The organism is Ensifer sp. (assembly GCF_031989085.1).
Classification (GTDB): domain Bacteria; phylum Pseudomonadota; class Alphaproteobacteria; order Rhizobiales; family Rhizobiaceae; genus Ensifer.
Genome location: NZ_DALZXU010000003.1, coordinates 200,389 through 222,977 on the forward strand (window position 1 = coordinate 200,389; position 22,589 = coordinate 222,977).

Below are 22,589 nucleotides of genomic sequence, written 5' to 3' on the forward strand. Positions count from 1 at the left end.
GTCGCTATCTCGAAGCCGTAGCGTCGGCTTCGGCTGCCGATGTCAGACGCGTTCTTCCCAGACTTTGGCGAGCTCCACCAATGTGTTGACGGCCCGTTCCATGTCCTGGCGGCTCACCCATTCGAGCGGCGAGTGGAAGGCGTGGCCGCCGGCGAAGATATTGGGGCAGGGCAGGCCCATGAACGACAGGCGCGAACCGTCGGTGCCGCCACGGATGCTGCCGCGCACCGGCGTCATGCCGGCGCGACGCACGGCTTCGAGCGCGTTGTCGGTGATCTCCGGGTTGCGGGCGAGGATCGCCTTCATGTTGCGATACTGCTGCTTGACCTCGAAGGTGTAGGAGGAGCCCGGATAGGCGGCGATCACCTGCTTGACGATGCCCTCGATCAGGGCTTCCTTGGTCGCCAGGCCCTCGTCCTCGAAATCGCGCACGATCATGCTGAGGCTGGCCTTCTCCATCGTGCCGGTGACGCCGGTCGGATGGATGAAGCCTTCGCGGCCTTCCGTGCTTTCGGGCGCGATGTCCTTGGGCAGGCGGTCGATGATGGCGCCGGCGATCTTGATGGCGTTTTCCATCTTGCCCTTGGCAAAACCCGGATGGATGGCGACGCCCGCGATGGTGATTTCGACGCCATCGGCGGAGAAGGTCTCGTCCTCGATATGGCCGGCGGTCTCGCCGTCGATCGTATAGCCGAACCGGGCGCCGAGCTTCTTCAGGTCGACCTTGTCGGCGCCGCGGCCGACTTCCTCGTCGGGTGTGAAGAGGATGCGGATGGCGCCGTGCTTGATATCGGGATTGTCCATCAGGATCTGTGCTGCCGACATGATCTCGGCAACGCCGGCCTTGTCGTCGGCGCCCAGAAGCGTCGTGCCGTCGGTGGTGATGATATCATTGCCGATCTGGTCGAGCAGAACCGGGTGGTCGCTGACGCGAATGACCTGCTGCGGATCGCCTGATAGCCGGATGTCACCGCCCTGATAATTCCTGATGATCTGCGGCTTGACGTTGGTGCCGGTGAAATCGGGCGCCGTGTCCATGTGCGAGCAGAAACAAATGACCGGGACCGGCTTGTCGACGTTCGACGGAACCGTCGCGTAAACATAGCCGTGTTCGTCGAGATGCGCGTCGGAGACGCCCATCGCCAGCAGCTCTTCGACCAAAAGCTTGCCGAGCGTCTTCTGTTTCTCGGTGGTGGGCGTGGTCTTCGACTTGGCATCCGATTGGGTGTCGATAACGACGTAGCGGAGGAAGCGATCGATAACAGTGTCGGTCATGGGCAATGTGTCCAATATGTCTGCGTCAACGATTGTCACGCTATAGCGCATCGCGGATGCCGCCGTGAATGGACTTTTCGCCGCGTCGACGGTTTTGTCGACGCGGCGAAGGGGCATGGGCGGTGCCGGCTGCGTTAGGACGATTTCGCCCTCGGGCAGGCAAACGTCGTTTCCGCTTTCGCGCGCAGGCCGAAGACGAGCAGGCTTGCGGCCGCCGACAGCCAGACGCCGGCCATGCCATAGAGCATGACCCAGCCAAATCCTTCTTTCAGCGCTCCATGGATAAGACTTTCCGGCAGGCCGTAGCCTGAGCCCAGCAAGCCGCCGGCCGAGATCTTTTCGGCAAGCACGCGCAACTCCGTGCCGGCGATGTGGCCGAGTGGCGCGCTTTGCAACGCCGACAGCACACCCTCGACCAGGATCAGCCCCATCAGCGCGATGTTGATTGCAAGCGAAATCATCCGCGCACTGGTGTCGATGCCCGAGGCCATGCCGACCCGCTCGGGCGTGACCGCTCCGGTCGCGGCGTTGGTGACCGTCGTGTTGGTGAAGCCGATGCCCATGCCCGCCACCACGCAGCCCGGAAGCATCGTTAGCCAGCTGGCGCCGGAAACGGTGCTGCCGATCTTCATCATGAGAAAGCCGAGACCGATCGTGAACAGGCCGGCCGGAATGACGATGCCCGGGCGAAAGCGAAGCATCAGGCGTTCTGCGAAAGGCGGAATGACGAGCGGCGGAAGCGTGTAGGCCAGAAGCGCTATGCTCGCGGTGACGCCGTCATAGCCGAGGCCCGCCTGAAACCAGATGGGGAGATAGATCATGAACGGCCAGAAACTGATGTTCATGCCCATCGATCCGAACAGTGCGCCGGAGAAGTCGCGGTTGCGGAACACCGAAAAGTCGAACATCGGTCGGGGGCTGACCTTTTCGGCAACGATGAAGCCGATCAGGCTGAGGACGGCCAGGCCGAGGACCGACAGCGCGCTCGGGCTGGTAAAGCCGAGTTCGGGCCCTTGCGTGATGAAGTAGGCGAGGCAGAAGACCGCGACCGATAATGTGACGATGCCGGCGACGTCGAGGCGCTCGGCACCCGGATCGCGCGATTCCTGCACGCCTGCGAACGCAAGCGCTACGGCTACGACCGCAAGCACGGCGTGAACGAGAAACACCCATTCCCAGCTCAGCAGCGCGACCGTTGCGCCGCCGACGATCGGGCCGAAGCCGAGGCCTACGCCGAAGATGATGCCCCACCAGCTGAACGCGATGCCGCGCTGGCGGCCGGATGGAAACTGGTGCGAGAGAACGGCGATCTGGCAGATGAGCATCACGCCACCGGCCATGCCCTGAAGAAAGCGCGCGATGATCAGCACCGAGGCGTTGTCGGTCAGCCCGCAGATCAACGACGCAATGCCGAAGGCGGCGATGCCGGCGATGAACACGCGTTTGCGTCCGTAGCGGTCGGCCAAGGTTCCCGCAGCCATCAGCACGGCCGTGACTGCAATGGTGTAGGCGTTCATGATCCACTGCAGCTGCTTGAAGTCCGCGCCGAGCACCTGCTCCAGCGTCGGCAGGATTGCCGGAATGCTGGAGATTTCCAGTCCGAACATCGCCGTAGAGAGGCAGGCGGCTGAAAGCGCCAGCGCGCTGCGGCGGTTTATGGGTTCGTTCATGCTCTTGGTCTTTCGAGGCTGCGGCGGGATGCGGGAAGAGGCGATGCGACCTTCCCCGAGCGCTCCGCCCGGTTTGATATCGATAGGGCAGGCGCACGATAATCGGACCTTGATCACAACGGAATTGTATGGATAGCTATTTCAGAGACAACAAAACTGGATGGTTGTTATGACGACGCTGGATGTGGACGCGGTGCAGGCCTTTGTTGCGATTGCCGATTTTCAGAGCTTTACCCGCGCGGCGGAGTTTCTCGGCAGCACGCAAGGTGCAATCAGCGTCAAGCTGAAGCGGCTCGAGGATCGCCTCGGCGTCAGGCTGCTGGAGCGCACGCCGAGGCAGGTTCGCCTTTCGGCGCAGGGCGCGGTGTTCATCGCTGGCGCGCGCGAGTTTTTGGCCGCCCATGAGCGGGCGCTGGCCGGGCTGTCATCGACGCGCCGCCGCTTCGGGCTCGGCATTGCGGCGCATGTCGCCGGACCGGAGGTGCCGACCCTGCTCGCGCGTCTTTACGCACATGATCCCGGCCTGTGCATCGAGGTCCGGCTGGAAACATCGCGAAATCTTCTGGGCGCCTTCGACCGCGGCGAACTCGATGCCGTCATCATCCGGCGCGACGAGGACCGGCGTGACGGCGAGACGCTGGGGCCGGAGCATTTCGGCTGGTTCGCGTCCCCTGGCTTCAAGCGGGCGCCGGGCGAGCCGCTTCGCCTTGCCGCACTAGCGCCGCTCTGCGGCGTGCGCGACATCGCTACGCGCGCGCTCGATGCGGCCGGTGTTCCCTGGGTGGAAGTGTTCGTCGGCGTGTCGACGGCGGTCAACGCCGCCGTCTCCGCGGGCCTGGCCGTCGGCCCGTTTTCCTGTCGTCTAGCGCCCACAGACACCGTCGAAGTCAGCAAGCAGTTTGGCCTGCCGCCGCTTCCGTCCTCGGAGATCGTCCTGCATTCGACCTTGACCGACGCGCGCTCCCGCAAGGCCTTGCAGACGCTTGCCGCCGCCTTTCGCGAGCGGCATTCGGCCTTGATCGAAACCGAGCCGTCGGCCGAAAGGACCTGGCCGAAAATCGAGCTTTCCGCGTCTTGAGTGCCGCGGCTGCGGCCGCGACGCTTTCTGCCGCCGCCTTCCCATTGCAGGCGGACGCCCCCTGATCGAAACGATTTCGGGGACGTTGTGGGTGGGAATTACCGGGTGGTGGCGAAACGCCGTTGTTCCAGGCCGATCCGGCGGACCGGCGCCGCCGGTGCCTTGACCCAGCCATGGCCGGTCGGCGTCTTTCTGGCCGGCGCGCTGGCGCTCGGCCCTTTCAGCCAGCGGATGATGGCTTCAAAGCCATGCTTGGCGAGGCGCTTGGTGATGCGCAGGCTGTCTTCGTCCAGATCGCAGGCAAGGCCGATTTCCTTCCAGTCGAGCTTGTTGCCGGTCTGCGGCGGCATGGCCCGCCGGACGACGAAATCCAGCATGTAGTGGCGAAGGTTGTCATAGTCGTGCTTGGGAAGGGCACAGGCGAGCCGGAGCTCGCAAAAGGATGCAATCTTTTGATGAAAACTGTGAACCGGGGCAGTCATTGGGGGCATGTCAGAAGGAACTCATACGTGGTTGGCCGGCGATGCGCCGGGGTACGGGCAGCTAAGTGAATCGCGTTAATGAAGCGTTTCGCTTATCGCATGCAGCATCGATGTGGCAGCCGATAAGCCATTAAAAAACAACGCAAGCCCAATCATCCCGCGATGATTGGGCTTGCTGTCGACCCCTGGCAGGCGGTCACATGCGGACCACCTGCCGGATGGGGTTCATCGGCTCACGAGAACGTCAGCGCGCGATCGCCATCGGCATCCTTGATGCGGGTGGGAAGCCCGATCCGGTTGAGGATGTCGAGGAACGGGCGCGGCGGCAGTTCTTCGACATTAACCATCTGCTTCACGTCCCATTCGCCTGACGCGATCAGCATCGCGGCTGCGACCGGCGGAACGCCTGCGGTGTAGGAGATGCCCTGCGATCCGACCTCCTCGAAGGCTTCCTTGTGGTCGGCGACATTGTAGATGAAGACTTCGCGTTCAACGCCGTCCTTCAACCCCTTCACGAAATCACCGATGCAGGTCTTGCCCTGGTAGTTCGGCGCCAGCGACGACGGATCCGGCAACACGGCCTTGACCACCTTCAACGGCACGACCTCGAGCCCTTCGGCCGTCTTGACCGGCTGTTCCGACAGGAGGCCGAGGTTCTTCAAGACGGTGAAGACGTTGATGTAGTGATCGCCGAAGCCCATCCAGAAGCGCACGTCGGCGCCGTCCATGTGCTTTGCCAGCGAATGAACCTCGTCGTGGCCGGTCATGTAGGCCTTGCACTTTCCGACCACCGGCAGGTCGTATTCCTTGCCGACCTCGAACATCGAATTGGTCTGCCACTGGCCGTTCTGCCAGGAATAGACGACGCCGGTGAATTCGCGGAAGTTGATCTCCGGGTCGAAGTTGGTGGCGAAGTATTTGCCATGGCTGCCGGCATTGATGTCGACAATATCGACGGCGGTAACCTTGTCGAAATACTCATCCTTGGCGAGGCGTGCATAGGCGTTGACCACGCCCGGATCGAAGCCGATGCCGAGGATGGCGGTGATGCCTTTTTCCTTGCACTCCTGCGCACGCTGCCATTCGTAGTTTCCGTACCACGGCGGCGTTTCGCAGATCTTCTTCGGGTCCTCATGGATCGCGGTGTCCATGTAGGCGGCACCAGTGTCCATGCAGGCGCGCAGCACCGACATGTTGACGAAGGCGGAGCCGACATTGATGACGATGCCGGCCTTGGTCTTTTCGATCAGTGCCTTCGTCGCCTCGACGTCCATGGCGTCGAGCGCATGGGCTTCGAGTGCGACCTTGGTCTTCAGGCTGTTCTTTTCGTGAATGGAGTCGACGATCGCGCGGCACTTTTCGACCGTTCTGGATGCGATATGGATGTCTCCCAGTACATCGCAGTTCTGCGCGCACTTGTGCGCCACGACCTGAGCCACGCCACCGGCGCCGATGATGAGAACGTTCTTCTTCATTTCGGGTGATTTTTCCTTCTTCTGTGGGGGTAGGACGAGCCTTAGGAGAGGCTCTGTTCGTAGTCGGCGAATGAAAATTCGCGGACGAGCCTGACGCTGCCGTCAAGCTCTCTGACGGCGATCGACGGCATGCCGACGCCGTTGAACCAGTTCTTCTTGACCATGGTGTAGCCGGCCGCATCTTGGAACGAGACGCGGTCGCCGACCTTCAGAGGCTCTGGAAAGCGGAACTCGCCGAAGATATCGCCGGCAAGGCACGATTTGCCGCAGACCATGATGCTGTGCGGTCCGGCATTCGGCTCGACCTTGGCGCTTTCGCGGTAGATCAGGAGGTCGAGCATGTGCGCCTCGATCGAGCTGTCGACGATGGCGAGGTCCTTGCCGTTGTTGAGCGTGTCGAGAACGGTGGTCTCGAGCGTCGTGCTGCGGGTGATCGCGGCTTCGCCGGGCTCCAGATAGACCTGGACGCCATGGCGGCCGGAAAAGGACTTCAGGCGCTCGCAGAAGGCATCGACCGGATAGTCGTCGCCGGTAAAGTGAATGCCGCCGCCGAGGCTGATCCAGTCGGCGCGGGAGAGCAGTCCGCCGAACCTTTCCTCGATCTCGCCCAGCATCCGGTCGAACAGGGCAAAATCCCTGTTCTCGCAGTTGTTGTGGATCATGAAGCCGCTGATGCGATCCATGACGGTCTCGATCCTGGCCGCATCCCATTCGCCGAGCCGGCTGAAGGGGCGGGCAGGGTCGGCGAGGTCGAAACTGGACGAGCTCATGCCCGGATTGAGGCGCAGGCCGCGGGCGATGCCGGATGCCTTGTCGGCGAAGCGATCGAGCTGGCCGATCGAGTTGAAGATGATCTTGTCGGCGTGGCCGATCACCTCGGCAATTTCATTGTCACCGTAGGCGACGCTGTAGGCGTGGGTTTCGCCGCCGAATTTTTCGCGCCCCAGCCGCACCTCATAGAGGGAGGACGACGTCGTGCCGTCCATGTAGTCGCGCATCAGGTCGAAGACGGACCATGTGGCAAAGCATTTGAGCGCGAGCAGCGCCTTGGCGCCGGATTTTTCGCGCACAAGGGCGATCTTCTCCATGTTGCGAAGGAGTTTCGCCTTGTCGATCAGGTAGTAAGGGGTCTGGATCATGATCATGCCTTGTGTCTTCAGAGTGTCTTCAAATGCTGGCGCTTGCAGGGAAACCGGTGCGGGCTGGCGCTATCTGACGGTCAATCCGAGCGCTCGCCGTTTCATCGAGCGCGCGGCAAGCGAGATGTTGACCGAGTGCTTCGAGCAATAATTGGTGGCCAGTGTTGCGAGGCTGCCTGGCTCGTCGATCTTCGGTGCCGTTGGCAGGCGCTCGCACGGACGGGCGTCGCGCGTTGACGAGACCGGGCAGAACCGTCCGTCCCTGATCGAACCGAGCCAGATCGATTGGTGTTCGGGCGACCGCCTGACGACGGCGGCCGCCGCGAGAAAGTCGCCCTGTGCGGCGACATCATGCGGGTCGATGCGCAGGCGTTGCTGGCTGGCATGGAGAGCCGATGCCAGCCCCTGCGGATCCTCCATCGGCCTTCGCCACAGCAGATATCGCCCGTCGATCACATCGATGTAGTCGTCGAGCATGGCGACCGGCAGCGGTTCGCCGGCATGGGGCCCGTAGAACTGGAATGGGTCCGCCGTCGATGCCGGCTCAAGGCACGCACTATCGTCGTTCGAGGCGTCGGGCTGGAAGTCGACAAGGCTGGCGACGGACAGGGCGATCGTCGGCCAGCTCGAAAGCGCCTGCTCGGCCAGCGTCACGTCGAGGGCGGCGTGGCTGTGAAGGGCATGCATGATGGCGAGGCTGGCACGCGATCCCGGGTCCAGGACGAAATGCTCGGCCTTGCCGGCGCGGGCCGCCTGGCGGGCACTTTTCAGCATTCCGCATTCAAGCAGCGCGGCAAGGGACGTCGCGCTCGCACCAAGTGCGTTGGCAACGTCGAACGTCGTGAAAAGGCCGGAGTGCCAGCTGTCTGATTGCGGGATGTTTTTCATGGAATGCTGTCGAGTACTGAAGGCCTGCTCGCTATCAGGATGTCCGCAAGTGGCGGTACGAACCGGCGATCGATTTCATCGTCTCAGCCACGGGGAAATAGCTGGGATGGTGTGACATGCCCCGGTCGCGCACGATGAAAGCCGCGGCCGGGTTACGATCCCGCTTTGAGGCGCACGGGTTCTCGAAGGGCATATGAAGTCACGATCAGCATGCCACTATCGTAAATGCGACAGCGCATATGTCAAGGCAATGGGCCGGATGTGCGCAAGCGCCGCACTCTCTGTGGTGCCGCCCGGGTGTGGCCGCTGCCTGAGAGAGCGCGGTCTATCACAGCGCTTGAGCGTCTGATGCGTCAGCGTAGTAAAAAATCGCGGCCCCCGGGCGAATGTTGGAAGAGCGATCCGGCTCCGCCCCGAGTTCTGGTTTTGCATTGATTGAGAAGCGGGCGCGGAGATGTCACATTATCGTTGTCGCTCGGGACGCAGCCATCCTCCCCGCTGCAGGAGCGATGTTCCCTCTGGAGGTTGCACCTCTCACCGTGTGTGGAGGTCATATCTCTCAATTTGAGGCCGCCGGTTCCACGGTGGCCTTTTTCTTTTTTATCCCGCGTCATCACTGGCAAAACCACCTCGGAAATCGGTGGACTTGCGGACTCAAAATCTCCGTGGTAACGTTCCCACGAACTCATGCCATGGGAGGGCGTGTCTGAATGCAGCGGAGGCGGCCGACGATCATTGACGTGGCGCGCAAGGCGGGGGTGTCGAAGAGCACCGCCGGCCGGGCGCTCTCCGGCGCGTCCAACATTACGGACGAAGCCCGCGAGCGCGTGCTCGAGGCCGCCCGTGCCGTCGGCTATGAGCGCAATGACCTGGCCGTCGGGATGCGGTCCGGCCGCACCGGCCTGCTCGGTCTCGTCATTCCCGACATTACCAACCCGTTCTGGGCCGAGGTGGCGCGCGGCGCGCAGGATCGCGCTGCCGAAAACGGTACCTCGCTTCTGGTTTTCTCGTCCGATTGGGATCATGGCCGCGAGGCCAGCCACCTGCGTGCGCTTCGGCAGGCGCGGGTCGATGGCGCGATCATCAATCCCGTCGCCGACAGCTTCGACGATCTCGACCGGTTCGGCCTGCCCTTCGTCTTGATCGGCTCGAGTGCCGAGCGCTTTCCCGCCAATTCCAGCGTCGGCTCCGATATTGCCCAGGCGGTCAGGCTCGGCATGGACCATTTGGTCTCCAAGGGCCATCACGCGCCGGCGCTGATCCTCGGGCCGAAGTCGCGTATTGCGCGCGCCCGCTTCCTGCGGACGTTCCATGAGCATTGCGTCGAGCGCGACATCGACCCGGCGGCGCTGCCGATGGAAGATGGCGAATACACCGTCGAGGGCGGGCGCACGGCGATGATGCGACTGCTTGAACGCGACCGTGTCGGTCACCTCGCCGTTTTCGCTGCCAACGATCTGATGGCGCTCGGCGCGATGGTGGCCGTGCGCGAAGCAGGTCTGCGCTGCCCGGAAGACGTCTCGATCCTCGGCTTCGACGGCATTCCGGCCGGCGCATTTTCCTGGCCGGGACTGACGACGGTCGCCAAGCCCGGGCGCGAGATCGGCGTACGCGCCGTCGATTGCCTGTTCGACGAAATTGCCGGCCGGCCCGAGCATGGCCGGGTGTTCATGCCATGCCGGCTGATCGAGCGCGGCTCATTGGCCGATCTGTCGCTCGACCAGCCCAGACGCGCAGCAAGCTCCGGGAGGGGGTAAGCAATGACCAATCGTGACGAGGCGGTGATGGCGCCTAAATTTGGGAACGTTCCCAAATCGAGCGCGCGCCGCAAGCATGGCCGCGTGGCGGTCGCCGCCGAAGGCTGGCGGCGCTGGTGGCCCTATTACGTCATGATGGCGCCGGGCATCCTGTTCTTTCTGATCTTCCATTACCTGCCGATCTGGGAGGCGCGCATCGCCTTCGAACAGGTCCGCATCGTGCCGCCCAACATCTGGGTTGGCATCAAGCATTTCCAGGTGCTGTTCTCCTCGCCGGTGTTCTGGCAAGTGCTCGCCAACACCCTGATCATCTCGGCGATGAAGATGGTGTTCTTCCTGCCGGTGCCGATCATCGTCGCGCTGCTCCTGAACGAGGTGCGCGGCGGATCGTTGCGCAAGTTCATCCAGTCGGCGATCTATCTGCCGCATTTTCTGTCATGGGTGGTGATTGCCGGCATCTTCATTGCCGCACTGTCGCCGACCGATGGCGCCGTCAACAATCTCATGGGCATGGCCGGCATCGCGCCGCGCTCGTTCATGACCGACACCGGCGCCATCCGCTGGGTGCTGGTCTTCACCGAAATCTGGCGTTCGGCCGGCTGGGACAGCCTGCTCTATCTGGCGGCCATCATCGCCATCGACCAGCAGCTTTACGATGCCGCCGAAATCGATGGCGCCAACCGCTGGCAGAAGATCCGCCACGTCACGCTGCCGGGCATCGTGCCGACGATCGCGACGCTGTTCATCCTCAATGCCGGCATGTTCCTCAACGCCGACCTCAACCAGGTGATCAACCTGTCCAACGACGTGGTGCGCAGCAAGATCGATATCGTTGACACCTATGTCTACCGCATCGGGCTGCAGACCGGCGAATACTCGCTGGCAACGGCCGCCGGCCTCTTCAAGGCCGTGCTCGGCACGATGATGATCGTGATCGCCCATTTCGTCTCCAAGCGTCTGACCGGAAAGGGAGTCTGGTAATGGCCCTGTCGCGCAAGACCCCGATCGAACGCATCGAATATGCGATCATTGTCTCGACGCTGCTGCTGCTCGTCGTCGTCACGGTCCAGCCGATCCTCAACCTGCTCGCCGTCTCGCTGTCGGAGCCGGCAAAGGTGCCGGGCATGAGCGGGCTGACGATCATACCGAGAGGCCTGTCCTTCGAGGTCTGGAGCGTTCTGCTGCAGCATCCCAATGTTCAGCGTGGCATCTTCAACTCGATCTTCATCACCGCCGTCAGCACCGTGATCGGCGTCGTCGGCACGGCCCTGATGGCCTGGGGTCTTTCCAGGCCCGGCCTGCCGGGCCGCAAGGCGCTGTTCATCCTCGTGCTCGTCACCATCGTCTTCGAGCCGGGCATCATCCCCGACTATTTCGTCAACAAGCGGCTCGGCCTTCTCGACAGCTACTGGTCGGTGATCCTCTTCAAGGCGGTCAATGCCTGGTACCTGATCATCCTCATCCGGTTCTTCGAGGAGATCCCGAAGGAACTGCTGGAGGCCGCGGAACTCGATGGCGCCAACCCGTTCCAGGTGTTCTGGCATCTGGTCCTTCCGCTCGCCAAGCCGGCGCTCGCGACCATCTCGCTGTTCTACCTCGTCTTTCACTGGAACGAGTTCTTCCGCGCGATGATCTACCTGAACGACCAGGGCAAATGGCCGTTGCAGGTGGTGTTGCGCCAGTTCGTCATCGATGGCGACAAGGTCGCGATCGTCGGCGCAAACAGCGCCAGCAACAACACCGGCGCCAGCCAGATCGACCTGCGGTCGCTGAAGGCCGGCATGATCCTGCTCACCATCGTGCCGATCCTGGCGATCTATCCGCTGATCCTGAAATTCTTCACCAAGGGAACCATGAGCGGCGCGCTCAAGGGGTGACGACGACACGCGTTCCAACAAAGAAGCCTATCTAAACGGAGGAGACGAAATGCTTAGAAAAATGGTCCTGCTGGCATCGACTGCGCTAGCGCTCAGCCTTGCTGCCACTGCCCCGACGATGGCCGAGCCGGTCAAGATCCGGGTGGTCTCCAAGGACTTCACCCCGTCCAACCCCGACGACGTCAAGCACCTGCAGCGCATTGAGGAAGCGCTCCGGGCGCAGGGCACCGATCTCGACATCGAACTCGTCGACCTGCCGTCTTCCGGTTACGCCGACAAGCTGTCGGTCATGCTGCTGTCGGGCGATATCCCGGACCTGATCTATTTCCAGGGCGGCGACGCCAAGATGGTCGAGCAGGGCGTGCTTGAAGACCTCGGCCCGATGCTGGCCGACACCAAATATCTGAAGGACGCGCTGTGGCCGCACAATGTCGAGCGCCTGAAGAACTATCCCTATCTGCTCTACGTCTATCCGGTGCGCGGCCCCCAGCCGGTGATCCGCAAGGACTGGCTGGAAAAGACCGGCCTCAAGGCGCCTGAAACCGTCGAAGACTATGTCACCCTGTTCAAGGCGATCAAGGATGGCGATCTCGACGGCAACGGCGTCGCCGACAGCTATGGCGTGACCACGGCCGACAACACCAACGAGCTCGATTCCATCTTCAACCAGGCTTTCGGCATTACCGGCAGCTGGATGAAGAACGCCGGCGGCGAGTGGGTGCATGCCCGCGTCACGTCGCAGGAGAAGGACAAGATCGCCTTCTACGCATCGCTGCGCGAACAGGGCCTCTACGATCCCGAATACATCACCACCAAGTTCGATGTGAAGGAAGACAAGTTCTACACCGGCCGTGCCGGGGTGATTTTCGGCTCCTCCGGCGAGGTCATCGACATCTATGGCGGCAAGATGCGTCAGGTTCATCCGGGCACGGAACTCGTGCTGTTGCCGCCGCCGAAGGGACCGGGCGGCCAGGGGCTCTCGGCCGTCGATGTTTCTAAGGAATCGCGTGGCTTTGCGATCTCATCCGTGTCGGAACACAAGGCCGAGGTGATGAAGCTGCTCGACTTCATGGCAAGCCCGGAAGGCCAGATGTTCGACCGCCTCGGCTTCGAGGGCCAGGAATACACCAAGGACGGTGACGCCTATAAGGTCACCGACAAGATCGCCACCTGGTATGCCCGCTTCATGGTGGCGGCCAACTGGACCCCGCCCGTCGTCTGGCAGTCGCAAGCGGCCCAGCAGTCGCTGGCGACGATCCAGAAGGACTTCAAGCCGGACAACACCTTCGTCTGGCCGGCCGACTACGCCGCCGATCTCGACGCCACCGAAAACGTCTACCGCTCCTGGGTCTACAAGTTCATCTCCGGCGCCGCCAAGATGGATCAGTGGGACCAGTATGTCGCGGAGTGGGAAGCGGCCGGCGGCAAACGTCTCAACGAGTATGCAAGGACTGTTCTCGATGCAGAAAAGTAGCGTTCAAGGGCTCTCTCTGAAGGGGAGAGTCCGCGCGCTCATCCATGGCGTCGCACTCGGCGACGCCATGGGGGCGCCGGTCGAAAAACTGCCGGCCGCCGAAATCGCGCAGCGATATGGCCGGGTCAGCTCGCTGGACACCGAGTGGCACAAGATGTCGCTCGATGCCACGGCGCGCAACGGCCGGGTGCGCGGCAACGGCATCGTCACCGACGACACGTTGATGACGCTCTGCCTGATGGATATCTACGGTGACGTAAGTCGACATCTCGACGCCTGGGACATGGCCGACGGCATGGTCAGGCAGATCGCATGGGTGCCGCGCTACGTGCCGGAACTGCAGCGCGAAGCGTTGCTGATCGAGCGGCTGTTCTATCCGGAAAAATGGATCTTCCAGCGCCACCAGCTGACCTCGTGCGACCCGCGTCAGGGTGGCATCGGCAACATGGTCAATTGTGGTGCCGCGATGTATGTGGCGCCGATCGGCGTCGTCAATGCCTGCGATCCGAAGGCGGCTTACGACGAGGCGATCGCGTTTGCTTCCGGCCACCAGGAAAGCTTCGGGCTCGAGGCCGCCGGCGTGTTTGCCGCTGCGGTTGCCGCGGCCTTCACGCCGGGCATTGATATCGAAGGCGTGATCGCGGCCGTTCTGGCGCTGGCCAAGGACGGGACGCGCAACGCCATTGCCGACATCGCCGACGTCGCCCGCCGGCTCAAGGCGCAGGGTGCTGACCACACGACGGTTGTCTCCGCCTTCCATGCGGCGATCGCGCCCTATTCTCCCATGGGCGATGACGTCAACCACACACCCGCCAAGGCAGGTCGCCTGACGGCCGCCTATCAGCCGAGCCGCCTCGGCTCGATCGAGGAACTGCCGCTCGCGCTCGGGTTCTGCCTGTTCAACGACGGCGATTTCCGCCGCTCGATCGAAGACGGCATCAATTCCGGCCGCGACACGGATTCCATCGGCGTCATGGCCGGTGCGATCCTCGGTGCGATGCACGGCGAAAGCGTCATCGACGCCGCCGACCGCTCCCTGCTCGACCGGGCAAACCGGCTCGACCTTACTGCCTCGGCCGACCGCTTTACCGCGGTGGCAACGACCATGCTTGCCGCCGACCAGGCGGCAGCCGCCAAGCGGGCCAGCTTCCGCGCCGCCCTCACATTCTGATTGATAACGAAAGACGCATGATGCCCAAGCTCAGCAAAGAGACGATTTACGAGAAGATCTATGCCGGTTTCATCGGCAAGGCCATTGGCGTTCGCCTGGGGGCCCCGGTCGAACCGACGATCTGGAGCTATGAGCGCGTCCAGAAGACCTATGGCGAAGTCACCCAGTATCTGCGGGACTTCAAGAATTTCGCCGCTGACGACGACACCAACGGCCCGGTCTACTTCATTCGCGCGCTGCGCGACTACGGTCTGAAGGCAAGCGCTGCCGATGTCGGCAAGACCTGGGTGAACTATGCCGCCGAAGAGCATGGCATGTACTGGTGGGGCGGCTTTGGCGTTTCGACCGAGCACACCGCCTACCGCAACCTGCGCGCCGGCATTCCAGCACCGCAGTCCGGGTCGATTGCCCAGAACGGCGCGACCGTCGCCGAGCAGATCGGCGGGCAGATCTTCATCGACAGCTGGGGCTGGGTGCATCCGGGCGAGCCGCAAAAGGCAGCCGACGCATCGGCACGTGCTGCAAGTGTTGCCCATGACGGCGACGGCCTGAACGGAGCGCGCTTCTGCGCGGCCGCCATCGCCAAGGCTTTCGACGCGACCTCGATCGCCGAGGTGATCGCCGCCGCCATGGCGACCATCGACGCGAAATCCACCTATGCCCGCGTGGCGCAGGCGGTGATCGACTTCCACAAGGCCAATCCCGGCAACTGGCGCGCCTGCCGCGACATGCTGACGGCCGATTGGGGCTATGACCGCTATCCGGGCGTCTGCCACATCATCCCGAATGCCGGCGTCACCGTCATGGCGATCCTCTATGGCGAAGGCGACCTGCCGCGCACAGCCGAGATCGCCACCATGGCCGGCTGGGACACGGACTGCAACGCCGGCAATGCCGGCGCCATCGTCGGCACCTTCCAGGGTCTTCAGCCCGGCTGGGACAAGTACAGAAAGCCGATCAACGATTTCATCGTCGCCTCCGGCGTCGTCGGCTCGATCAACATCGTCGACATCCCGTCCTTTGCCCGCGAACTCACGGTGCTGGCGCTGCAACTGCGTGGTGACGACGTGCCGGCTCTTTGGTTGGAAGATTTCACCCGTCGTGGCGTCCGCTTCGACTTCGATCTGCCCGGATCGACCCACGGTTTCCGCACCGAAGGCTTCAACCAGATCAGCCTCAAGGGCTCGACCGAGAGACAGGCCGAAGGTTCGCGCGGTTCGCTCGAAATCCAGCTCGACCGGCTCGAGCGCGGCCAGGGTGGACGCATCTTCTGGAAGCCGTTCTATCGCCGCTCCGATTTCGACGACGAGCGCTACCGGCCGATGTTCTCGCCGCTGGTCGACGCCGGCCAGACGGTATCGTTCAAGCTGTGGCTCGATCCGTGGAACGGCGACGGCAACCTGCGCGTCGCGCCCTACATCCGCCGCGCCATCACCGGTGCGATCGAGGAGACCGGCGCCTGGCACGTGCCCAACCATGAAGGCTGGCAGGACTATTCCTTCACCGTGCCTGAAGGTGCCGAAGCGATCGACGAGATCGGCATCCAGGTCGAGTATTTCGGTCGGTTGAAATTCCTCGGCCGCCTGTTCCTCGCCGATTTCAAGGTCGAGGGCGCTGGCCACACGGTCATCGATCCCAAGGGCGAAGTGCAGGAGTGGGGCGCTATCTCGCGCTTTACCTGGAATCGCGGTCACTGGAGCCTGCAAGATGGCCGCATCCATGCCCATACCGCCAGCGACGCCGATATGTGGACGGGCCACTACTACGCCCGCGACGTCGAGGTGCTTGCCGATATCAAGCCGCTCGCCGGAGCCTCGCAGCTGGTCACCGCCCGCGCGCAGGGCACCAGCCGGTTCTATGCCGCCGGTTTTGACGGCGACGACGTGGTCATCCTCAAGGAGGATTTCGGCACCACCGTTCTCGCGCGCGCCCCGTTCAAGCGCGAACTGGGTAAGAGCTACGGTTTCGCGTTCACCCTCAAGGGCGATGCGCTGTCCTTCGCGATTGACGGCAAGCCGCTGATCGAGGCGCGCGACGGCCAGTTCGTCTACGGCATGGCCGGCCTCCGCTTGGGTGCGCTCGGTCGCATGAGCGTCGGAACGATCGAGATTGTCGAAGCCGCCTGAGCGATCTTGATCCTGCCCGCCGGTCCATGAAAACGGGCCGGTGGGAGGGACCAGGAAACGCATCTGCGTATCAAGTGGGAGGAGAGACCATGTCCGAGATCGAACTCAGGAATGTGGGCAAGAGCTACGGCAGCCTGTCGGTACTCGACGATATTTCGCTCGACATGGGCAGCGGCGAATTCGTCGTCCTGGTCGGCCCGTCCGGTTGCGGCAAGTCGACCTTGCTGCGGATGATCGCAGGGCTTGAGGACATCAGCGCCGGCGAGATCACCATCGGCGGCCGCATCGTCAACGACATGCCGGCCAAGGAGCGCGACCTGGCCATGGTGTTCCAGAGCTACGCGCTCTATCCGCACATGAAGGTCGCCGACAATATGAGCTTCGCGCTGAAGCTTGCCGGCGTGCCGAAAGGCGAGATCAAGCGGCGCGTCGATGAGGCCGCCGACATTCTCGGGCTTGGGCATCTGCTCGAACGGCTCCCGCGCGAATTGTCGGGCGGCCAGCGCCAGCGCGTGGCCATGGGCCGGGCGATCGTGCGCGATCCGCGCGCCTTTCTCTTCGACGAGCCGCTTTCCAACCTCGACGCCAAGCTTCGGGTGAAGATGCGCGGCGAGATCAAGAAGCTACACCAGCGCCTGGGCAAGACAACGATCTACGTCACCCACGACCAGACGGAAGCCATGACCATGGCCGACAAGATCGTGGTTCTGAACGGCGGCAAGATCGAGCAGATGGGACCGCCGCTGGAGCTCTACAAGAACCCGCAGAACCTGTTCGTCGCCAGCTTCATCGGTTCGCCCGAAATCAACCTTCTGCGTGGCGAGGTCGACGGCCAGGCGCTGAAGCTTGCCGATGGCGCCCGGCTGCCCTTGCCGCCGGGTCATGGTCTCGCCGGCGGCCGCAAGCTCGTCTACGGCATTCGCCCGCAGCATATCCATCTTGCCGACAGCGGCATCGCCGCCGAGGTCATGCTGGTCGAGCCCACAGGCGACGCGCAGGACGTGATGCTTCGGATCGAAACCACCGACATCACCATGGTCCTTGGCGAAAGCGCCCTTTTGCAGTCAGGCGCGAAGGTGACGATCGGCTTCGACACGGCCAACGTACTTTTGTTCGATGACAAGACGGGCGGGCGCATCCAATGAACGATTTCGCGAGAATGCACTGGGATCCCGAGGCCGAAGGGCCGCTCCAGGGGATCAGGGTGCTTGACCTGTCGCGCCTGGTTGCTGGCAACATGCTGTCGCTGCAGCTTGCCGATTTCGGCGCCGACGTCATCAAGATCGAACCGCCGGCCGGCGATCCCTTGCGCGAATGGAAGGATGAGGGCCTGTCGCTGTTCTGGAAGACCTATGGCCGCAACAAGCGCTCGGTCGTGCTCAACCTGCGCGAGGATGCTGACCGCGAGGCGCTCTGGGCGCTGATTGCAAGCGCCGACGTCTTTATCGAGAATTTCCGCCCGGGAACGCTGGAGCAGATGGGCTTCGGCCCGGACGCGTTGATGGCGCACAACCCCGATCTCGTCGTCGTGCGCGTCTCCGGCTTCGGCCAGACCGGCCCGTATGCCGAATTTCCGGGCTTCGGCACCATCGTCGAGGGCATGAGCGGCTATGCCTACCGCACCGGCTTTGCTGACCGCGAACCGGTGCTGCCGCCCTTGGCGCTCGCCGACATGATCGCCGGGATCTACGGTATGTCAGCGACGATGACGGCGCTTTTTGCCCGCGAGAAGGGCCGGGCGCGCGGACAGGTCATCGACCTGTCGCTGCTGGAGCCGATCTTTTCCGTGCTCGGTCCGGAGGCTGCGATCTACGCACTTAACGGCACGGTCAAGGAACGCATCGGCAGCGCCTCCAATACGGCGTGCCCGCGCAATGTCTACCGCTGTGTCGACGGCAAATATGTCGCGCTTTCCGGATCGACGCCGGCCGTCGCCCGGCGGATATTCGAGATCATCGGCCGCGCCGACATGAACGAGGACCCGCGCTTCCGCTCCAACAGCGAGCGTCTCAAGCATCGTCACCTGGTCGATGAGGCGATCGGTGCCTGGTTTGCCGTCCGCTCCCACGACGAGGCGCTTGCCATCATGCGCGACAGCGGCGCGACGGTTGGGCCGATCTACAACATCGCTGACGCCAGCGAGGACGCGCATTTTTCCGAACGCGAGGTGATCGTGTCGCTGGACGATGCGGAACACGGTGCGCTGCCGATGCACAATATCGTTCCGCGCCTGTCCGAAACACCAGGCCGCTTCCGGCGCCCCGCACCGGCGCTCGGGGAGCATACGGCCGAGGTGCTGGCCGAGGTCGGCCTTGGCGACGCGACGGTCGCAGCAATCGCCGGGGCCGGTCGTTAGGCCGGCTCTCTCACGCATAGGCGATCCGGCATCGCCGGTTACGGTGTTGCGGGCGGCACGCCGGCAGCCCCTCTTCGCACCCGTGCGGCGTTAAAACCGTTATCAGCCGAAGAACAGTGCGCGCAGGCGCGCCATCAGGCCGCTGCGTTCCCCGCTCATGATGGAGCGGACGAGGGTCGCTGCCGTCTCGGCATTCACGGTGGCGCCAAAATGGCAGTAGCAGATCACGTCGTGCAGCTGCCAGTGACGCAGTCCGAAAAAGCGGAGCGCCTCGCCATAGGTATCGTCCTTCATGCCCGCGGCGCGCAGCATCGGGTCGTCGAATGCCACCGAGATCGGCGAGCCGTCGCTGCGCAAGGTGTTGCGCAGCGCTGTTGGCTGGTGTTCCGTCTCGTAGAGCGTCGCCAGATGCCGATTGTGGCTTTGGTCGAGCAGTTCCGCCCAACGCGCGAGGCGTTCTTGGCGAGACAGGGCCTGAGGCCGGTAGTCCGGCTCGACTTGCGCAAAGACCTGTAGCTGCTCGCGTGTATGGTGCTTCATTGTCGCCTCCATTAGGACGATAGATGCTCTGCGCCAGCCCAACTTTCCCTGCATGAAAGCGTGACTCCAGACGCGCCCGAAGTCCAATCACGATGACGGTTCGCCATCGGACCCTGGCCGATGCTTCCGGCACCTCGTCCACAGACAACATGCCCGCTTCGGATCGCGGACCGCGATTTTGACATCTTGTCGGGCCAGTCACGATTTGGTGAGACGGAGGCATTCATGAAGACGAAAGCGCGCGATCGCGAACTCATTGAGGTGATGCGGCGATACTTCGGCGCCAAGGCCGAACGTGCGGAGCTCAGGACGTTGCTGGAGCAGGCGCGCCGTGCCACCGGCGAGGATATCGGTCGCTTTTATGATCCACGCACCAATGCCGCCTATGCCGAAGCCATCCTGCGCTGCCATGCCCTCAATGGCGAAATGCGCGCGTTGATGGATCGTGCACAAGACTGGGCACGACAGGAAGCCGGTGCGCTTGAAAGCGAGCCTGGTACGCAACACCAGGACGCCTCATCCGTGCGGCCGGATGCCGCCGCGGGCGATCGACAGGCGTAACTTCGGGCCGACCTGCCCGTGACCAGGGGCCGTGCCTGCGGCACGTCGTACCTGCCCATTCGAATGAGAGTGGTCTTGTGTGTTTCTCCAGCTGAAATGCGGCGCTTCAAACGCGCAGCGACTTCCGTCACGGCGTCCGAATGTCAGCGGAAACAAGGCCGAGCGGTGCTCTTTGCGTGGTGTCCGCGGGATCTCCCTAGAGTATCGTTCAGTCCTTTCTGGGACTGGATAAAATACAAATACAATCCTGAAGCGCATAATCAGGCGGTGCGCGGATTAATCCGAAAGATTATCTGCGCGCCGATACAACTTTCGAGGTAGATTCCCGGTTGAATTGTGAAGAGCATTGATACAAACTCTTAGCGCAATCACATTTCCAAATGCTCTCCTGAAGACAGGCCGCAAGGTCACGACACTGCCGTTGTTTTTTTCGACGCGGGAACGCCGATCGTCAGTGCGGTTCCGCCTAAAAGGTGCAAATGGCTTTCTTGTTGCAAACCTTTGGTGGACTGAAGCTTGTCGATCCCTCCGGGCGGCAGGTCGCTTATCCAGAAAAAGGCCTGTTGCTTCTGGCCTACTTGCTGACGGCCAGGGAGGGAACCGAATACAGGACCGCAATCGCCGCGTTCTTGTGGGGCGATGAGGATAGCGGCGTTTCCCTCGTCAACCTGCGCAAGATGATTTCGAGGATAAAGGCACGCCAGGACGAGCTCGGGGCGCAACTGCTGTCCTTTCCCGGCGACATGGTCGCAGTCGATCGAGCCTCGCTGTCTTCGGATATGGCCTGGATCGGCGACGATGACGAGGGCGAGCCTTTAAGCCGGCTTCGCAATCTGACGACGCTGATGCACCGGGCCTTCCTCGGTGCAGTCGGCTGTCAAAGTCGCGATTTTTACGGATGGTTTGCGGAACAGAAGGACCGTCAGAACGCTCTGCTCAAGGATCTCCTGAAAAAGGCGTCGCGCGGGGCGCACGCGCAGGCGGACACGGATATTCTGAAGGATGCGGGGATCCTGCTCATCGGGTCGGAACGGGCCGACCCGGAAACGCTGCAATTGCTCGTCGAAGTCTTCGACGCCGAGGAGGAGGTCGATCATCTCAGGCGCGTGATCGAGAAGCGAAGCCATGCGCTCGCCCGCGGTGCCGATTTCGTCCATGCGCTGGCAAGGCAGACATCCCCGGGCCAGCCGCTGCCCCCATCGCCTGCAGCCACCTTCGAACCGAGCCAGCCCGCTCGAGGCGAAGAGACAAGCCTGCACGCCGTTCCACGCCTGGTGCTGCTGCCACCGACCGACCACACCGGCCGTCCCGACAGTCGCTTCATCGCAAACGCCCTGATCGAGGACATCACGATCGGGTTTTGCGCCTTCAATAGCCTGCAGGTGATCGCGCATCATTCCGCCGTGCGCATCGGTTATCAACTCGACGCTCAGGCCGACTTCTTCGAACGTTTTTCGCTGAACTACATACTCGACAGTCGCATCAGCAGTCAGGCCAGCGACGGGACGTTGTTCGTCCAGCTTATCTTTTTTCCCGACAACGAGATCGTCTGGGCGGAACGGTTCAGCCTCAGCCATGCCGATCTCGTCGCAACCCGGCGGGTCATTGCCCGCAACATCGCGCTGTCGGTTTCAAGCGAGATCGAGCGACATGAGGCGGCGCGCCTTTATCGCGAACTCAATCCGGCAGCCTACCACAGCTATCTCGTCGGCCGACGCCACCTGAGCCGGCTGACATTGCCGGACCTCAGGCGCGCGCGCAAGGAGATGAAAACCGCCCTGCATGCGAGCGCCGATTTTGCGCCGGCGCTCAGCTCGATTGCCAGAACCTACTCCAAGGAATGGTTGCTGACGGCGCGCGGCGATCTCGATCTGTTGAAATCGGCCGAGACCTTCGCGATGCGCGCGATCGATGCGCATCGCAACCTGGCCGACGGCTACCGCGAATTCGGCGTCGCCAAGCTGCTCCAGGGTGCTTTCGACGAGAGCGCGGAGGCGATGGAACTCGCGGAGACACTCGGTCCCCACCATGCCGACATCATTGCCGATCATGCCGATACGCTGGTGCATTGCTCGCTTCCGAGCAGGGCGCTCAGCAAGATCGAACGGGCGATCGAGCTCAATCCCTTGAGCCCGGACTCCTATCTGTGGACCGCTGCCGGCGCAAACTATGCACTCGGCGAGTTCGAAGCCTCGCTCGACTATATCGGGCGGATGGCGGATCCCGGCCTGGCGGACAGGCTTTCGGCCGCGAATTGGGCGATGCTCGATCAGAAGGACAAGGCGCGGGTCTTCGTTCGCCGCGTCCGCGAGGCCAACCCAAACTTCGATCTGGACACATGGCTTGCCGCTGTTCCCAGCAAGGAACAGTGGCACAAGGACCTCTACCGCGAAGGCTTGAAGAGGGCAGGATTCTAGACTGATCCAACCAACAAAAGGGAACAAGGCGCATGAGCAAAGTTGTTGTAATCGGTATCGAAGGTGAAAAGGACCTCTGGGTCGTCGATCTGGGTGCCCTCACCGTCGAGCGTCTCGATCTGCCGAAGTCCGGTGGGTTGAAGGCCGTCGCGGATCGGAGGGCGAAAGGCGAGAACGTGATCAAGGGTGCGGATGTGGCAGTGGTGGTCAAATCGGCTGACGCGGCGATGTCGGGCCACTACGAGGGGTGACCGGCCATCGCGCGACGGCAGTGCCTTCGGCCTGCCGTCGCCAACTGGACGG

Annotated in this window: 19 protein-coding genes; 12 read left to right on the forward strand and 7 right to left on the reverse strand. The window is 62.8% G+C overall.

Translation table 11 applies throughout. The features are described 5' to 3' along the window. Positions 1 to 42 precede the first annotated feature (42 nt). Positions 43 to 1,275, reverse strand: coding sequence for a peptidase T (gene pepT, locus RTP54_RS18030; RefSeq protein WP_312364758.1), 1,233 nt, complete (start codon positions 1,273 to 1,275; stop codon positions 43 to 45). A gap of 134 nt (positions 1,276 to 1,409) precedes the next feature. Then, positions 1,410 to 2,945: an MFS transporter gene (locus tag RTP54_RS18035; RefSeq protein ID WP_312364760.1), complete on the reverse strand. Its 1,536-nt coding sequence runs from the start codon at positions 2,943 to 2,945 to the stop codon at positions 1,410 to 1,412. A 169-nt stretch (positions 2,946 to 3,114) separates the two neighbouring features. On the opposite strand from RTP54_RS18035, the gene RTP54_RS18040 reads away from it, so the two are divergent. Then, positions 3,115 to 4,023, forward strand: a complete 909-nt coding sequence (locus tag RTP54_RS18040) for a LysR family transcriptional regulator (protein WP_162719417.1) — start codon at positions 3,115 to 3,117, stop codon at positions 4,021 to 4,023. 98 nt (positions 4,024 to 4,121) lie between these two features. On the opposite strand, the gene RTP54_RS18045 is transcribed toward RTP54_RS18040, so the two are convergent. From RTP54_RS18045 to RTP54_RS18060, 4 genes are all read right to left on the reverse strand, one after another. After that, complete coding sequence (locus RTP54_RS18045) at positions 4,122 to 4,514, reverse strand: hypothetical protein (RefSeq protein WP_162703265.1); 393 nt, start codon at positions 4,512 to 4,514, stop codon at positions 4,122 to 4,124. Positions 4,515 to 4,738: 224 nt separating this feature from the next. Continuing rightward, the gene (locus RTP54_RS18050) at positions 4,739 to 5,980 is read right to left on the reverse strand and encodes a saccharopine dehydrogenase family protein (protein WP_312364761.1); all 1,242 of its coding nucleotides are present in this window, start codon (positions 5,978 to 5,980) and stop codon (positions 4,739 to 4,741) included. 41 nt (positions 5,981 to 6,021) lie between these two features. Then, a complete protein-coding gene (locus RTP54_RS18055; protein ID WP_312365032.1) occupies positions 6,022 to 7,119 on the reverse strand; it encodes a carboxynorspermidine decarboxylase in 1,098 nt (365 codons plus the stop codon). A 69-nt stretch (positions 7,120 to 7,188) separates the two neighbouring features. Beyond that, positions 7,189 to 8,007: a hypothetical protein gene (locus RTP54_RS18060; RefSeq protein ID WP_312364763.1), complete on the reverse strand. Its 819-nt coding sequence runs from the start codon at positions 8,005 to 8,007 to the stop codon at positions 7,189 to 7,191. 710 nt (positions 8,008 to 8,717) lie between these two features. Here RTP54_RS18060 and RTP54_RS18065 point away from each other — a divergent pair. The 8 genes from RTP54_RS18065 to RTP54_RS18100 all read left to right on the forward strand — a co-directional run bounded on the left by RTP54_RS18065 (position 8,718) and on the right by RTP54_RS18100 (position 18,768). Further along, positions 8,718 to 9,764 carry a LacI family DNA-binding transcriptional regulator gene (locus RTP54_RS18065; RefSeq protein WP_112806168.1) on the forward strand — a complete coding sequence of 349 codons (1,047 nt, stop codon included), beginning with the start codon at positions 8,718 to 8,720 and terminating at the stop codon, positions 9,762 to 9,764. A gap of 3 nt (positions 9,765 to 9,767) precedes the next feature. Further along, positions 9,768 to 10,745, forward strand: coding sequence for an ABC transporter permease (locus tag RTP54_RS18070; RefSeq protein ID WP_112806166.1), 978 nt, complete (start codon positions 9,768 to 9,770; stop codon positions 10,743 to 10,745). Continuing rightward, positions 10,745 to 11,641 carry a carbohydrate ABC transporter permease gene (locus RTP54_RS18075; protein ID WP_112806164.1) on the forward strand — a complete coding sequence of 299 codons (897 nt, stop codon included), beginning with the start codon at positions 10,745 to 10,747 and terminating at the stop codon, positions 11,639 to 11,641. The genes RTP54_RS18070 and RTP54_RS18075 overlap by 1 nt, the downstream gene beginning before the upstream one ends. Positions 11,642 to 11,690: 49 nt before the next feature. Continuing rightward, positions 11,691 to 13,115 carry an extracellular solute-binding protein gene (locus RTP54_RS18080; RefSeq protein ID WP_312364768.1) on the forward strand — a complete coding sequence of 475 codons (1,425 nt, stop codon included), beginning with the start codon at positions 11,691 to 11,693 and terminating at the stop codon, positions 13,113 to 13,115. Next, the gene (locus RTP54_RS18085) at positions 13,102 to 14,286 is read left to right on the forward strand and encodes an ADP-ribosylglycohydrolase family protein (protein ID WP_312364770.1); all 1,185 of its coding nucleotides are present in this window, start codon (positions 13,102 to 13,104) and stop codon (positions 14,284 to 14,286) included. Before RTP54_RS18080 ends, RTP54_RS18085 begins: the two co-directional genes overlap by 14 nt. Positions 14,287 to 14,303: 17 nt before the next feature. Further along, complete coding sequence (locus RTP54_RS18090; RefSeq protein WP_312364771.1) at positions 14,304 to 16,412, forward strand: ADP-ribosylglycohydrolase family protein; 2,109 nt, start codon at positions 14,304 to 14,306, stop codon at positions 16,410 to 16,412. An 89-nt stretch (positions 16,413 to 16,501) separates the two neighbouring features. Continuing rightward, on the forward strand, positions 16,502 to 17,557 hold the full coding sequence (locus RTP54_RS18095; protein ID WP_312364773.1) for a sn-glycerol-3-phosphate ABC transporter ATP-binding protein UgpC: 1,056 nt from the start codon (positions 16,502 to 16,504) through the stop codon (positions 17,555 to 17,557). Further along, positions 17,554 to 18,768, forward strand: coding sequence for a CoA transferase (locus RTP54_RS18100; protein ID WP_312364775.1), 1,215 nt, complete (start codon positions 17,554 to 17,556; stop codon positions 18,766 to 18,768). The genes RTP54_RS18095 and RTP54_RS18100 overlap by 4 nt, the downstream gene beginning before the upstream one ends. Positions 18,769 to 18,870: 102 nt before the next feature. On the opposite strand, the gene RTP54_RS18105 is transcribed toward RTP54_RS18100, so the two are convergent. Beyond that, the gene (locus RTP54_RS18105) at positions 18,871 to 19,308 is read right to left on the reverse strand and encodes a hypothetical protein (protein ID WP_312364777.1); all 438 of its coding nucleotides are present in this window, start codon (positions 19,306 to 19,308) and stop codon (positions 18,871 to 18,873) included. 225 nt (positions 19,309 to 19,533) lie between these two features. Here RTP54_RS18105 and RTP54_RS18110 point away from each other — a divergent pair, with 225 nt between their 5' ends. The 3 genes from RTP54_RS18110 to RTP54_RS18120 all read left to right on the forward strand — a co-directional run bounded on the left by RTP54_RS18110 (position 19,534) and on the right by RTP54_RS18120 (position 22,537). Beyond that, positions 19,534 to 19,869 carry a hypothetical protein gene (locus RTP54_RS18110; RefSeq protein ID WP_312364779.1) on the forward strand — a complete coding sequence of 112 codons (336 nt, stop codon included), beginning with the start codon at positions 19,534 to 19,536 and terminating at the stop codon, positions 19,867 to 19,869. Between the two features lie 479 nt (positions 19,870 to 20,348). Then, entirely contained in the window at positions 20,349 to 22,286 is a 1,938-nt protein-coding gene (locus tag RTP54_RS18115) for a hypothetical protein (RefSeq protein ID WP_312364781.1), read from the forward strand. Positions 22,287 to 22,318: 32 nt separating this feature from the next. Beyond that, on the forward strand, positions 22,319 to 22,537 hold the full coding sequence (locus RTP54_RS18120) for a hypothetical protein (RefSeq protein ID WP_112806154.1): 219 nt from the start codon (positions 22,319 to 22,321) through the stop codon (positions 22,535 to 22,537). The last annotated feature ends 52 nt before the right edge of the window (positions 22,538 to 22,589 follow it).